This is a genomic window from Flavobacterium glaciei (genome assembly GCF_003350545.1).
GTDB lineage: Bacteria > Bacteroidota > Bacteroidia > Flavobacteriales > Flavobacteriaceae > Flavobacterium > Flavobacterium glaciei.
On record NZ_QQBA01000001.1, the window covers coordinates 119,135 to 136,252 of the forward strand.

At 34.8% G+C, this 17,118-nt stretch carries 5 protein-coding genes; all 5 read left to right on the plus strand.

All coding sequences use genetic code 11. From position 1 onward, the window contains the following. The first annotated feature begins 25 nt into the window (after nt 1–25). The 5 genes from DFR66_RS00605 to DFR66_RS00620 all read left to right on the plus strand — a co-directional run bounded on the left by DFR66_RS00605 (nt 26) and on the right by DFR66_RS00620 (nt 16,728). The gene (locus tag DFR66_RS00605; protein ID WP_114753170.1) at nt 26–655 is read left to right on the plus strand and encodes an MCP four helix bundle domain-containing protein; all 630 of its coding nucleotides are present in this window, start codon (nt 26–28) and stop codon (nt 653–655) included. A gap of 269 nt (nt 656–924) precedes the next feature. Further along, the gene (locus DFR66_RS00610) at nt 925–5,322 is read left to right on the plus strand and encodes a M14 family zinc carboxypeptidase (RefSeq protein ID WP_114752930.1); all 4,398 of its coding nucleotides are present in this window, start codon (nt 925–927) and stop codon (nt 5,320–5,322) included. Nucleotides 5,323–5,375: 53 nt separating this feature from the next. Next, entirely contained in the window at nt 5,376–5,591 is a 216-nt protein-coding gene (locus tag DFR66_RS13815) for a hypothetical protein (RefSeq protein WP_208630917.1), read from the plus strand. 619 nt (nt 5,592–6,210) lie between these two features. Beyond that, a complete protein-coding gene (locus DFR66_RS00615; protein WP_114752931.1) occupies nt 6,211–10,011 on the plus strand; it encodes a M14 family zinc carboxypeptidase in 3,801 nt (1,266 codons plus the stop codon). Between the two features lie 321 nt (nt 10,012–10,332). Next, complete coding sequence (locus DFR66_RS00620; protein ID WP_114752932.1) at nt 10,333–16,728, plus strand: T9SS type A sorting domain-containing protein; 6,396 nt, start codon at nt 10,333–10,335, stop codon at nt 16,726–16,728. The last annotated feature ends 390 nt before the right edge of the window (nt 16,729–17,118 follow it).

Sequence of the window (17,118 nt, forward strand, 5' to 3'; positions counted from 1 at the left end):
TGCATTGAATACAAATCCCGTAGCGATGAAAGATTTAAAAAAATACAGTAATAAAACTAAAGCTGCTTTTGTGTTACTGATTGTTATGTTTATCATTTTATTGAGTAATTTTAATACACTACAAAACTCAAAAATAACAAATGAAGCTATTAATACTATCTATAATGACCGATTGGTTGTGGCCAGATATATTTTTCAGTATGCAAATGAGCTTTATTTTATAAAAACAAATGCTACAGCTGCAAAACTTAATGATACTCAAAAAAAAGACAAGATTACTACAGCACTAAAAAACATTCAGAACATAGACCAACTATATGTAAAAACAGTTTTAACGCCTAAAGAAAAAATTTCTTTAGTTGCATTTCTAGCTTCTTGTTCTACGATAAATAAAGAAGCCCTAAATAATAACTGGAACAAAGTAAACTACTCCAGCAATAAAGCTTTACAAACATTAGAACAGTTGTCTCAAATTCAGAGTAATGAGGGTAAATCAAAATTGACAAATTCAAACACTTTGCACAACGACAACAATCTTCTTGGCCAGTTACAGATTGCTTTGCTAGTCATTTTAGGCGGTATCACCTTCTATTTATTGATGGTTAAAGAGAATAAAATAAGTATCAGGATACCTGAACCACTTAGTATGAATTAAATGCAAATTTTTAATTTAAGTAAAATTAATGGTCTAAGGAATGAGTAATCCATTCATAACCAAATCATAATGCAGCAAAACCATATCCAAATCATTAACAAATATTAGTGTGTTTTAAAGCATCTATTTTCAATTAAAATTATTCAATAATTTTAACACAATAAAAACAAATTTACACATATTCAAATAGTTAATTAGTATTTTGACTGAAACACCTATTGTTTATAACAAATATTTAATTTATTTTTGAACTCCAAATATACCTTAATATGAAAAAAAATTACCTTTTAGTTTTTATTACTATTTTACTTTTTAATCAATTTTCTTTTGCACAACATAACCCAATAGCCAAAAGGATATTAATCACAAAACCATCACCTTCTCAACTTTTGCAAATTAAAAATGCAGGAATAGATCTAGGTTGCGGTGCCATTTTTCATGAGGAAAATTTAACTCTAGAACTTGGTAGCCAAGAATTAAAAAGCTTAGAAAAAGCAAAAATTAATTATACTGTTTTGATTAAGGATTTAAAATCGTATTACGAAAAAATCACAAAAAAAGAACTTCCGAAAGCTAAAAAAGAATTAGAAGAGCAAAAGAAATTAGCAAAAAATAACGCTAGGTCTTTAAGCACTAAATCGACCACCATAAATAATTTCATCCAGTATGAAGGATGTACGGAAGTAGATTGGGCAGTCCCACAAAACTTTGAATTAGGAAGTATGGCAGGTTGTTTAACCTATGATGAAGTTTTATCTCAATTAGATTTGATGAGAGCAAAATATCCAAACCTAATTTCAGTAAAAGCAAATGCATCGCCTACAAATCAAGTTACACATGGAAATGCTTTTACTAATTCTGGAGCATATAATACGTGGTCTGGACAAACCATATATTACGTTAGAATATCTGACAATCCGGATTCTTTTGAGGCAAATGAACCCGAATCTTTGTATTCTGGTATGACGCACTCAAGAGAAGTTAGTAGTTTGATGAACATCATGTATTACATGTGGTATGTTCTAGAAAATTACAGTACTGATCCTGGTATTAAAAATTTAGTTGATAATCACCAAATGTATTTTATCCCTGTGGTGAATCCAGATGGGCTAAAATGGAATGAACAAATAGCACCTAGCGGTGGAGGGTTGCAACGTAAAAATTTAAATCCTAGCGCCAATACTGGTAATAATGATGCAAGAGGTGTCGATTTAAATAGAAATTTCAATTATTTTTGGGGTGCAAGTCCCCTATACAATGGCTCATCAGGAACAACATCTAATCAAACATACAGAGGCACTAGTGCGGCATCTGAACCTGAAACTAGAATTATAAGAGATTTTTCTCTTACAAGAAACTTTAAAACGGCTTTAAATCACCACGCAACTTCAAATTTAATGCCCCATTCTTATAATGGATATCCCGCAGCACCTCCCTCTGGAAGAGAAAATGAGTATGCAAAGTTTTGCCAAGACTTAACTCGATTTAATAGATACATTTATGGGGAAGCTCCAGATGTGTTAACAGTTGCTAATGGTGACCTCAGTGACTGGATGCTGGGAGGAGTTGCGGATGTAAATGGATCTACAGGATCAGGCAAACAAGTCCTTGCACTCTCCCCAGAACATGGCGCACCCGATGGAAGTGAAGGAGGCTTTTGGCCAACAGGTCAACAAATTACGGATATCGCGAAAAGAGGAATGCGAATGAATTTTGTCAATGCATACTACAGTGGAAAATTCACACAATTTCATGATCAAAATTCTACTGAAATTAGTACTAAAACTGGTGATCTAAAATTTGGCCTTGAATACCTTGGACAAACATTAGGGAATATCACATTAACAGTAACTCCAGTTTCTAGTAATATCACATCTATTACTTCACCTCCAACACAAACAGGATGGACAAAACTAGAGCAAAGAACTGTTAATGCCGCTTACGTTTTAAATGAGGATATTAAAGATAATGAAATCATTGAATTTAAAATTTCATTAACTAACGATGATGGATACGTAATGTACGAAACTAACATTATTAAATATTTCAATCCAACCGTATTTATAACTGACAATCCAGATGTTTCAGGCATTACAAATTGGACGAGTTCAGGTGGCGCATGGGGAACTACAACTGATTCTTTCTCTGGGACAGCTGCCATTACCGATTCTCCTGCAGGAGCTTACGCAAACAATACTAATAAAACATTACGATTAAACACTCCCGTTAACTTAGCAAATAGTGCGGGTGCAGTTGTTCAATTTTATGCGAAATGGGATTTAGAAAGAAATTTTGACTATGCCCAATTTCAAGCATCTGTCGATGGTACAAATTGGGTTTCACTTTGCGGAAAATATACAAAACCAGCTTCGTCCCTAAATACTAATCGTTATAATAGTGCATCTAGTACAAATACATCACCAACTAAAACTTTCGCTGATAGAAGCAACCAGCCCACAGGTCAACTAGTATATGAGGGTGATACAATGGATAAATGGGTTATGGAAGAAATTTACATCAGCCCTACAGAAAACAGTTCCTTTTTTGGACAAAGTAATGTACAATTTAGATTTTTATTAGATTCTGACTCCTCAAATAGAGCAGATGGATATTCTACTACTTTTGATGGTTTTGTTTTTGACGATTTTAAAATCATAAAAATACCATCGGCACCTCCTGTTGCAATATGTAAACCAGCCACCTTATCATTAAATAGTAGTGGGTCATTGACTGTTTTACCAAGTGATGTAGATAACAATTCTACAGATGATGTAGGTATTACTTCAATTACAGTTTCTCCTAATACATTCGATTGTACTCATGCAGATACAACACAAAATGTAACGCTAACAGTGACTGATGCTGATGGACAAACCAGCACATGTATTGCTACTGTAACAATCATAGACGTAACACCACCAGTAACTCCTACTTTAGCAAATATAACAGGACAATGTTCTGTAACTCCTATAGCACCAACCACTACAGATGTTTGTGCCGGAACTATTATTGGAACTACTACTACAGTATTCCCAATTACAACTCCCGGAACAACAGTAGTTACCTGGTCGTTTGACGATGGAAATGGTCAAATTGTAACCGCTAATCAAAATATTATAATTGGTACAACAACTTGGGACGGTACGACTTGGTCAAATAGCGAACCCGTATCAGGCATGAATGCTGTAATATCAGGAAACCTCATTATAAACTCAAACCTTACTGCTTGTAGTCTTTCCGTAAACAACAATGCTGTAGTTACAGTGAATTCAGGATTTAATTTAAATATTGCAGGCGATGTCAGTGTCGCTTCTGGTTCTTCTTTAACATTTGAAAGTAACGCTAACTTGATTCAATCCAAAAACACAAATGGAAATACCGGAAACATTATTGTAAAAAGAAAAACATCTCCTTTGATGCTTTTAGATTATGTATTGTGGTCAGCTCCAGTATCTGGTCAGCAATTGCAATTGTTCTCTCCGTCTACATTATCGAATCGTTTTTATACCTACAATCCTTCTACAAATTTTTATAGTGGTATTGCATCAACAAATAATTTTGCTACAGGAACAGGATACTTAATTCGTATGCCAAATAATCATCCTACGACTCCAACAATTTGGGAAGGTCAATTTCAAGGTGTTCCTAACAATGGAAATTATAATTTAACTGTTACAAACAATACGTACAATGCGATTGGTAATCCATATCCTTCTACCATAAATGCTAATACTTTCATTTCAACAAATAACATTACTGAAGCATTGTATTTTTGGAGAAAAACAAACAATGCCTTAAGTACTTCCTATGCAACTTATACTCTTGCAGGTGGTACCGCTAACGCAGGCGGATTGAGCAGTATTGTGCCTAATGGAGTTATTCAGGTAGGACAAGGTTTTATAGCCAAGGCTACTTCTAACACTATTTCATTTACAAATGCTATGCGTTTAGGAAATAACGAAGACCAGTTTTTTAGAACAAAAAACATTGAGCGAAATAGAATTTGGTTAAACCTCTCTACACCTACATCACAAATAAACCAAATGCTAATCGCTTACATGACTAGCGCTACTGCAGGAATAGACGCTACAATAGACGGAAAATACATTAATGATAATCCTATTGCCTTAAACTCTTTAATAGAAAATCAAGAATTTATTATACAAGGAAGAGGCTTGCCATTTGTAGATACAGATATTGTTCCTCTTACCTTCAAAACTAATGTTAGTGGAAATTTCAATATTGCGATTGATCATGTTGATGGATTATTTGCAAATCAACAAGACATATTCTTGATGGATAAATTAAATGATGCTATTCATGATTTGAAAAAAAGTGAATACCCTTTTTCATCAGCAATTGGAACATTCAACAATCGTTTTGAATTAATGTATAAAAATTCTAAAACTTTAGGAATTGAAACACCTATATTTAATGAAAACACTATACTTATTTTTAACAACCAAGGAGTAATAGACATTAATTCTGGCTCAACAGTTATGAAAAACGTAACCATATTTGATATTAGAGGAAGAATCATTTTTGAGCAAAAAGAAGTAAATGCTACTAAAACTTCAATCAAGGATTTTGGTGCAGCTGAGCAGACTTTAATTATTAAAATAACATCTGACCAAAACGAAGTAGTTACTAAAAAAGTAGTTTATTAATTAGTGGCCTTTTGTTAAATAAGCGACCAAAAATCATATAAAGAAATCTAAAAATGAAAAACATATTATTAAAATTATACTGTACTCTATTCTGCCTTTTATCCAGCGTTATGGTATTTGCCCAAATTGGTGATGATACTTCAGATGGTGATTTAGAAAGTGTGGAGCCTACAGTGCCTATAAATGGTAAATTAATATTTTTAGCTATAGCTGGAATTATTTTTGCCTATTATACTTTTAGAAAATATAGAAAAGAACAAACTATTTAAGATTCTAATCCGACTTTTATCAAGAAATTGTTTTTTAACTTAAAGTCCGATTAAATCAAAATTAAATAGATTCCTCTTAAATCAATTACTTCTATTAAGTTCGATTTTAGAATAAAAATAAAATCTACCACAAGATGTAGTATTTTATTTCAATAAAGCCAAAGTTTTAAGCTCGTCAATATTGATGAATTAAAACTTTGGCTTTTACTTTTGAGACTATCTAAGTATGAAATCGTATATAACAATGGATTTATCTGTAACTAACAAATCCATTTTAAAACTTATCGCTATTTTTTTTTAACTGTCCGGTACTAATAACCTATTACATCTTATGAATGAATTTAGCTGTATTGTAATTTCGACAAAGGAGAAATCTCATAAAGAGAGTAACAATTTTATTTCCATTCATCGAAATAACAAATGAATAACATTGTATTAATAACATACAGTACTGTTATTTTTTATATCATTTAAATTTTTAATTCTTTAATAGCTCAAATGATTTAACGAGACCCACACTTTAAACGTACTTTTATCGACAAATCAATACACTTTGTCGATATTAAAATTGTTTTTGTAAAAAAAATATTCTAGATTTGGTAACCTAAATTTTTTTACCATGAAAAAAACTACTTTTATTTTTCTTTTAATTTCTTTTATTTTTATCAAATCTTACTCTCAAACAAAATCTATTACTAGTAATTCTAATCAAATTCCATATTCTGAGTTCAAGTATAAAAGAGTTCAGATTTCGAAAAATTCTCCTGATGTTATCAAAAAGCTAATGGAAACCGGTGTGGATCTTGATTGTGGTGTAGTCAATACTGAATCATACATACAGTTGGAACTTTCTGATTATGAATTAAACAAAATCAGATCTACTGGCTTGAAGTATAAAGTAGTAGTTGAAGATCTTACAAAATTATATTCTGAAAGAGCTCAAAAAGATATGGCTCAAGCCCAGAGTAATTTAGTACGAGAAAAAAAGAGCTCAAAAGCAAATAGATCATTGAGCGTAAAAAATGTTATTATTGGCAATATTGGACAACAAAATGACTGTAGTGAAATTAACTTTGTGACACCTTCTAATTTTACTATTCCATCAACCTTTGGTGGGTGTTTTACTAATAGCGGAGTGCTCGCTGAGTTAGATAAAATGCAACGAATGTATCCAAATATTATATCTGTTAAAGCTAATATTTCTCCTTCAAACCAACTAACACACCAAGGAAGACCTATTTATTATGTAAAAATCTCTGACAACCCATCTTTGAATGAAGCAGAACCAAATGTCCTTTATACGGGTATGACACATTCAAGAGAAGTTAGCAGTATGATGAATACAATATATTATATGTGGTATTTATTAGAAAACTATAGCTCAGATCCTTTTATAAAAAGTATCGTTGATAATACCGAAATGTATTTTGTTCCTGTAGCAAATCCGGATGGATTGTCTTGGAATGAAACTATTGCGCCTACTGGTGGAGGAATGCAACGTAAAAATTTAAGACCAGGAATTTGTGATGCAGGGACTACAGCATCTAGCAACAATACTAGAGGGGTTGATTTGAATAGAAACTACGGTTACTATTATGGATTATCCGGTTCTTCTTCTGTTTTATGCGACAATACGTATAGAGGAACTTCTGCCTTTTCTGAGCCAGAAACACAAATGATGAGAGATTTTGTTTTATCAAAAAACTTCAAAACAGCTTTAAATCATCATGCGTATTCAAATCTTCTTCCTCACCCAATAAATGGAAAATCAGGAGTTTTAACAGGGAGAGAAAATGAATTTGCTAAGTTAAGTCATGATATGACACAGTATAACAGATATGTTTATGGACCGGCTCCAGGAATATTATATGCTGCGAGTGGTGATGCTAGTGACTGGATGACTGGCGGAGTTAATGACGGAACAGGTTCTACTGGATCTGGAAAAAACACTTTATCATTATCTCCAGAAAATGGGAGTTTGGCAGAAGGTGGTTTTTGGCCTAGCCCAATAAATATTACCGCTATTGCAAAAAGAGCCCTGAGAATGAATTTAATTGCTGCGTACTATGCCGGAAAATATGCTAAATTTCATGATCTTACGCAAAGCAACATCACATCCTTAAATTCTAATTTAACTTTTGGAATTGAAAGACTTGGGCAAACCGCTGCAAATTACACCCTAACTGTGACACCAGTATCAAGCAATATTGTTTCTATCACATCTCCAACGGTGCAAACTGGGATGGCTGTATTAGAACAAAGAAATGTAACTGCTGCAATACAATTAGCTCCTGGGATTTTACCCAATCAAAAAATTGAATATAAAGTTTCATTGAGCAACGGAGATTATATTTTATACGAAGCTAATTTTATAAAATACTATCAGCCAACTGTACTATTCAGCGACAATCCAGATACTAATTTATTATCTAAATGGACGCAAGCTGGTGGCACATGGGTAAACTCAACTAGTGCTTACTCCGGAACCAGATCAATTACTGATGCTTCAACTGTAGCTTACGCTAATAATATTAACAAAACCCTTACTACAGCCACTACTTCAAATTTATCTGGAGCGACTAAAGTATTAGTTCAGTATTATGCAAAATGGGATTTAGAAAGAAATTTTGATTTAGTTCAAATACAAGGTTCTACAAATGGAACTAACTGGACTCCATTGTGCGGAAATTATACCAAACCAACATCAAAAACCGAAACCAATCCACATGCCACTAAATCCTCTACTAATAATTTCCAAAATACTGCTGGTGCTGGCGGTGTTTTGTATGATGGAAATCAAATGGGCAAATGGGTAATGGAAGAAATTGTAATTGATGCCAATAACAATTCTTTTTTAGTTGGCGCTACTGCTGCCAGATTCAGATTATACATGAGAACTGACAGTTCTAATAGAACTGATGGTTATACCACTACCTTCGATGGTTTTTATATTGACGATTTTAGGGTAATCAAAATTATAGAATCATCTGCAGCTCCTGTAGCTATATGTAAAGACGCAACTTTATCCTTAAACAGTAACGGACAATTAACTGTATTACCTACAGATATTAATAATGGATCTACAGATGATGTGGCCATAACTTCTATTTCGGTTTCTCCAAATACTTTCAATTGTAGCCATAGAAACACTACTCAACTAGTGACTCTAACGGTTACCGATGCTGAAGGACAAACTTCAAGCTGCACTTCCAGTGTAACAATCAAAGATACAACTGCACCAGTAATTCCAACCCTGGCTACTGTAACGAGTCAAAATGCAGTTACGCTGACCTCTCCTACCACTACTGATGCATGCGCAGGAACTATAACTGGAATAACTAACACAACATTCCCTATAACTGCACCAGGAACAACTGTAGTAGTTTGGACTTTTGATGATGGAAGCGGACAATCTGTAACAGCTAATCAAAATGTAATTATAGATAACACAGCTCCTACTACCCCTACTGGATTAGTAGCATCTGGAACCACTCAAAATTCAACTAATTTATCATGGACAGCTTCTACTGATAATACTGCTGTATCTGGCTATGATATCTATCAAGGAACTACTTTAATTTCTAGTAGTGTAAATACTTCGTTTACAGTAACCGGACTAACAGCTTCAACTGCATACACATTTTCTGTAAGAGCCAAAGATGCTACTGGAAACGTTTCAGCTATAAGCAATGGTATAAGTATAACAACCTCCGCTCCTATTGTTACCTATTGTGCTTCTAAAGGAAATAGTGTTATCAATGAGAAAATAGGTAAAGTTGTTTTTGGAACAATAAACAATACCACTACTGGCGGAACTGGTTATGAAAACTACACTGCTATTGCAACAAATGCGACAAGAGGAACTACGTACACCATTGCTATCACACCTTCGTGGACTAGAACAAAATACAAAGAAGGATATAGCGTATGGATAGATTATAATGGCGATGGCGATTTTGTTGATGCTGGAGAACAAGTTTTCACTAGAGCAGCTACGACAACTACACCCGTTACTGGAAAAATCACTATTCCTGTAACAGCAAAAATTGGAACAACTAGAATGAGAGTTTCTATGAAATACAATGCAATTCCTACTTCATGCGAAACATTTGCATCAGGACAGGTTGAGGATTACACTATAAACATAACCGCTCCTGCTGCCCGAACAATGGAAACCAGCAAAGAGAAAGAAATCACAAATGATATTGTAGTATATCCAAACCCAACGACATCCATACTAAATGTAACTTCTGTTTCTGAAAATGCAGCATTTAAAATTTACAATATACTAGGCCAAACCATTATGAAAGGTAAATTATCAAATAATTCCATTAATGTTTCTTCTATAGCCCAAGGCAATTATGTACTGGAAATAACTGACAAAGAAACAACTACAACAAAACGTTTTGTAAAACAATAATACTTTGTTACATCGAAACTAAAAAAGCTATCCTAATACGATAGCTTTTTTGTTATAAAGTATTCATACTTAAAGAATATTTATTGCAATAAGTAAAATTTATAAAAAATCATAAAAGAATACTATATAAGTCTGCAAATTGCTTATTGTATTAGAAAAAAGGCTTGTAATTAGAAATAAAAATTTTACTTTTGTAAAGTTAACTATCACATTTCAAAGTATTAACTAACAGTTAATTAAAACCAAAACCAAAACTATTACGTAAATAGCACCGTAACTAAACTATTTATTGTAAACAAACATATACCACACCTAAACTATATGAATAAAACTATACTTTTTAAGAAAAAAATATTTTTAGCAGTAACCTTCTTTTTTATTACGCTTACAGGTTTTGCTCAGGAAGTGCTTTATACTAATCCTGCTAACAATGGGTTACCAGCAAATAGATTTACTGTTCCTGCAGGAGTAACATCAGTGACCCTAGCCGCGTGGGGCGGTGGCGGTGGCGGTGGTGGATCGAATATCAATGGTGCAGGTGGTAACGGTGGTGGTGGTGGTGGAGCCACTTCAAGAACTATTGATGTAAGTGCAGGAAACTTTTTTGATGCAGTAGTAGGTGCTGGGGGAGCTGCTGGCAGTAGCGCCGGGGGAGCTGGGGGTAATGGTGGTCTATCGAGCATCATTGCTGCAACACCTTTAGTAAACATGACAGCCAATGGCGGACAACGTGGTTTGGGTAATGCAGCAGCCATTGTCCTTGGAACAACTAGTAGTGGTGGGACTGCTTCAGACGGAACAGTCAACGTTACTGGAAGTAACGGAACAAGAGTGGCCGCAACTGGAGGATTTGGCGGGAATTCTGGTGCGGTGTTGAATTTCTTAGCGGGTGCGGGTGGGACGCCAGCAGCAAATAGTGATGGCGCTCCCGGAGGTTTTCCTGGTGGTGGTGGTAGCGGGGGTGAAAGAACTGGTACTGGAAGTATAGGCGGTGCCGGTGGTGTGGGAGCAGTATATATTAGATACATAACAGTAACTGCAGCTACAAGCCCTTTATGTGTTGGTGGTACAATTACTATTGACGGATCATTCTTTGCAACCACTGGGATTACAAATGTTGTTATAAACGGGGTAGCATGTACAAGTGTAAATGTAGTAAGTTCTACACGAATAACTGCTGTCGTAGCTCCCGGAACAACCTCTGGTATAATAGAAATCAATAATCCTAACGGAACAAATAATGGTCGTACAACAATTATAAATCCAAGCCCTACTGCCAATGCAGGTTCTGCATTAGCAGCCATTTGTAATACTAGCTCGACAGTAGCTTTGGGAGGATCTTTTGGGGGAGGCGCAACATCAGCGGTGTGGTCAGACGGCGGTGTGGGTGGTACTTTCACTAACAATTCCGGTACAACTCCAGGTACAACAACTTGGACACCTCCAATAGGGTACGTAGGTACAGCCACATTAACACTTACTACATCAGGAGGAAGCTGTGGAGTCGCAACAGCATCAAAAACGCAAGCCGTAAACGGACCAATCGCTAATGCTGGCGCAGCATTAGCTACCATTTGTCAAGGTGGTACTACGGTGGGCTTGGGCGGATCATTTGGTGGTACAGCCACTGCTGCCGTATGGTCAGATGGAGGCATTGGAGGAACATTTACAAATAATACGGGAACCACTCCTAATACGGCCACATGGACTCCGCCTGCAGCATACACAGGAACTGCTACGCTAACCCTTACAACATCAGGAGGTGCTTGTGGTACAACGACAGCTTCAAAAACACAAAATGTTATATCAGGAATAGTAGCTACAGTAGGACCATCACAAACCAATTTTGGAACTTTAATATCTGAGTCACTTGGCGGTAACGTTCCTGCTATGGGGACTGGTCTATGGACCGTAGTATCTAGTCCAGGTTCAGCAACTGTTACTTTTGATAATGCTAGCTCAGAAAGTGCTATAGCTACAGTAAGCTTAAATGGTGCTTATGTATTTCGATGGACCATCACAAGCTCATGTGGAACAAGTTCTAGTGATATTGCGGTATCTTTTCTTCCAGTTAATGATCCTATATATACCATCTACTATGAGAACTTTGATAATAGTAATGGTGGCTGGACCTCAGCTGGAACAACTGGATCGTGGGGTTATACTAATACTGCATCTTCCCCGCACAGAGGTGAAGGAGGTTTTTGGGCAGTAAATACAACGGCTGGAACTTACCCAAATAATGCATTAACTACGATTACAAGCCCAACCATTAGCACCTTGGGTTACAATAATGTTAAATTATTTATAGATTTACGCTACTTATCGGAAGACAATGCTGATGGTATACAAATTCAATACAGTCTTAACAATGGAACCTCCTGGACTACACTAGGTACTGGTACTAGTGCAAGCTGGTACACTAAAACTACTGTTGCAGCTTTGAATGCTTCATTAGGCACAACCGTAGGATGGGACGGAGATAGTTCCGTAATAGGTACAGCAGCTCCTTTTCCTGCTCCATTATCACAATTTATTGAAAAATCTATTCAAAGTAACGTTCTGAATAATGTAAGTACTTTGAGAATAAGAGCTGTGTTTGCATCGAATGGTACAGCTACGGCAGCTACGGGTGTTGCAATAGATAACATTATAATAAAAGGTAATCCTATTATCCCAGTTCCTGATCCTATAGCAGGACCTGGAAACGTAAATGGTAGCTTAAAATTATGGTTAAAATCAAATACAGGAACTAGTACCATAGCAGATGGAACTGCTTTAAACAGTTGGTCTGACCAAGCTTATGATAATAATTCTGTTGGTATTGTGGGGAATAGCCCTATTTATAGAGACAACAGTACGCGCAACATTAACTTTAATCCGGTAGTAGATTTTTCTGCAGCATCAGCTCATGTGATGAAAGGAAAAGGTGGATTTTGGTCACAAGATTATTATGTAGTTATAAAAACTAATGGCATAATAGACAATAGTGCCGCCAGCAGACAAGTTCCTATCTCAGGTAGGTTAGCCGCTAGTTCTTTTCACTTAGATGGAACGGCATTAGGTCTAGGTAGTTTTACACAGCGCTATACTGACGAAGTAGTGTCGCATAATTTAAATTCTGTACCAGCGACTCCAGCTGCAAACACTCAGTCTTATGGAAGAGCATATACAAGTACTACAGATAGCTACAACCAACAAACTATTATTTTTAACATTAAAACAAATAGTACTGGAAATGGAACAGAGATATATAAAAATGGTAAGCGTATTGATAATACAACCGGTCAAGCTGGAACAGGTAACCCTACTTTTGTCTTTAGTGGAGAGTTAAATTTTAGTGATTTTAACAACATACAATATAATTTAGGAGTAGGAAGATTTACATTAGCAGGAAACGTCGCGTCGTCATATTTAGATGGCAGAATGACCGAAGTGGTAAGTTACTCACAGGCAAAAACTACATTGGAACAACAAAAAATACAATCCTATCTCGCCATAAAAAATGGAGTAACCTTACATGCACCTGGGAGCACGACTCCAGATGACCTATGTGACACTAATTATGTAAATTCAGATGGAACAACGATATGGAATGCAGTTGCAAATTCAGGTTTTAATTATGACATAGCGGGAATTGGTCGAGATGATAATACCCTACTTAATCAAAAACAATCAAAAACAGAAAACCCAGTTGCAGACATCAGTATGGGATTAGGTGATTTGAGAGATGTAAACACAAACAACCTAAACACCTTTGACTCTGATAAAAAATTCTTAGTATGGGGAAATAATCGTGGAACCTTAGCTGCACAAGCACCAGTTATCGTAAATATTAGTTCGGGTATAACTCCGGCGCTAACAACAAATGTAGATTTTATATCCATAGGAAGAACTTGGAAAGTAGTAGAAACAGGTGGAAATGTTCCAACCGTAAAAGTATCTCTACCTTCTGTTATGCTTACAGCTACAATAACACCTCCGGGAGATTTTTTAATGTTTATATCCAATACACCTAGTTTTGACCCAACAGCTGAATATAGAATTATGACTGCAAATGGAAGTAATTTAGAAACTACTTATGATTTTAATGGAACTAAATATATCACTTTTGGATATGCTCCAGAGAGAACAGCAGTACGTTGTATAAAATTTGATGGGGTAAATGACTACCTAGATGCAGGAAATGTATTAAACTTAAATACATCGTTTACTGTTTCGGCTTGGGTAAATAGAAACAGCGCTAATAGAACAATACTCTCAAAAAGAAATAACACATTTACTCAAGGGTATGATTTATGCATTAACGCGGCCGGAAGAGCAGAAATGAGCTGGATGGTAGGCGGTACAAAACATACTATTACATCAAACGTAGTTATTCCATCTGGAAAATGGCATCATATAGGAGTAATTTATGATGGCCCAACAACAACAGCAAGAATGTATATTGATGGTGTAACAATTGTAAGCAATACCACTATGCCTAATGTTCCTGCAACTACACAATCATTCTTGATAGCTGCGGCAGATGATATAACACCTACTTCTCTTTTTAATGGCTCAATTGATGAAGTTCGTGTTTGGAATGTAGCCCTTACCGAAGCGCAATTCCGTTATGTAATGAATCAAGAAATATTAAGTAATACTACTTTATCTAATGGATCTGTAATACCTAATATTATTACATTAAATGATATTAGTAGTGTCCCATGGGCAAATTTGCAAGCGTATTATCCTATGTCTACATACACTTACACGAATGCAAAAGATGTTTCTAATAATAACTATACAGCTGCGCTACGAAATCTAACAACAGTAGATTTACAAACTGCCCCATTGCCTTATGAGTCAGCAGCAGATGGAAACTGGGAAACAGTAGGGACATGGACAAATAGTACCGTACAAGATTTACCATACAGTACATCAATTGAAGATCCTACAAAAACAATAGACTGGAATATCGTGAGGACTACACACAATATTACTTCAATAGGAAATAAAACAGTTTTAGGATTATTTGTAAACAGTAATAATTTGATAGCCACTAATGATTCAAAAATTGAAGTATCCCATTACTTGAAGCTAGATGGAAAAATAGATTTAGTAGGAAGATCTCAATTAGTACAAAAACTAGGCAGTGATTTAGACCCTACCAGTTCCGGGTCATTAGAAAGAGACCAACAAGGACAGGGCAATAGATTTAATTATAATTATTGGAGTTCTCCTGTGGGATCTATAAACAATACTACTAATAACAATAGTTTTACTGTAGCGGGAGTTTTAAGAGATGGAACAAATCCTGCAGCCCCAGTAAATATAAACTGGGTTAATGGATTTGATGGATCACTAACAAATCCAATAAGTTTAGCTAGATACTGGATATTTAAATTTGATAATTTAGAAAACAACTATGCTAATTGGACTCGAATAGGAGAAAACGGAACTTTATCAGCCAGTAAAGGATTTACCATGAAAGGACCAGGAACTTCGGGAACACAGAACCTAACCTTTATAGGAAAACCTAACAATGGAACTATAAATAATACTGTAGGAGCTGATCAATTGTTATTGATAGGTAATCCATATCCATCAGCATTAGATGCAGATAAATTTATTAATGACAACATTGGTTCTCTAGATACAAGTACTACTGATCCAGTAATTGATGGCGCCTTGTATTTCTGGGAACATTTTGCTACCAACAGTTCACATGAATTAGTAGCTTATCAGGGAGGATATGGAATCCGTAATTTAGCTGGTGGAGTTGCTCCAAGTGCTACTGGAGTAGACTTTATAAGTGGTGCTGGAACAACTAGTAAATCAATACCCAACCGATACATTCCTGTAGGGCAAGCATTCTTTGTTATAGGTATACCTGGTACTGGAGGAACAGTAATTTTTAATAACAGTCAAAGAGAATTTATTACAGAAACCAATGCACTTTCTCAAGACTTATATCGAATTCCAAATAATCCAAAAGATTCAAGTCATTGGACAGACAATAGCAATGCGACAATTGAGAAAGATACCCATAAAAGAATACGTCTAGGATTTAATGTTATGGACAAAGAATTCCACAGACAAGTGCTATTAGCCTTTATGGATGAAAAAGCAACTAGCGATATGGATAATGGCTACGACGCTTTCAATATAGATGATTCTCCTAGTGATATGTATTTATTAAATGGAGATAATGAATTAGCCATACAAGGAGAAGGCTATTTTGATGAAAATGCCTCCTTCCCTATTGGTGTTCGGATTGAAACTGCCGGAAAAGTGTCATTTAATATTGATGCACTCGAAAACTTCGATCAAAACCAAAATGTTTTTATTTATGATAATGAAACAAATACATATAATAATATTAATAATAAACCTTTTGAAATAGAACTTCCTCAAGGATACTTCAAAAATCGTTTCTCACTACGCTTTAGGGATAAAACATTAGGTGTAAAAGATGTGATTTATGACAACAATATTCAGGTAGCTTTTACTCGTTCTAATAATGTTTTGAATATTACTAATAGATCAAATGACAATACAGTTAATACTGTGTCCCTTTTTAATATTCAAGGAAAATTAATGGCTACATGGGCGGTTTCTGAAAAAGAACAAACTAGCATTAAAATCCCAATAGAAAACAAAACGTCAGGAGTTTACATTGTCAAATTAAAAACTTCAAAAGGAAATATCAATAAAAAAATTATTATCAAGTAATTCTAAAACGTTTTTTACTTCACAAAAACTTCTCCTAACGGGGAAGTTTTTTTTTATAAAAATTTCACTTAAAAACGAAATCGACTCCTAACTGAATTTTCTAAATAACTGATAAAAATAAAGGAGCTTTACTTATTATTTACTTTTATTGACGGACCTATAAATTCAAAAGACTGATGTAAACTAGTTAGAACTAAATAATAAAAATTGTTGTACCACCTTCAAAAATCAACAATCAAACTCCATTAATGCATTATTTATTTTATATGTTTTTACTTATATAAAATAAATAAATATGCTTTTTATCGATTTAATTTGTTTTTTATCTATTAAAATAAACAAATATTTATAAATTAGTTATCGAAATACCAACTATTTCTTTGAATAGGT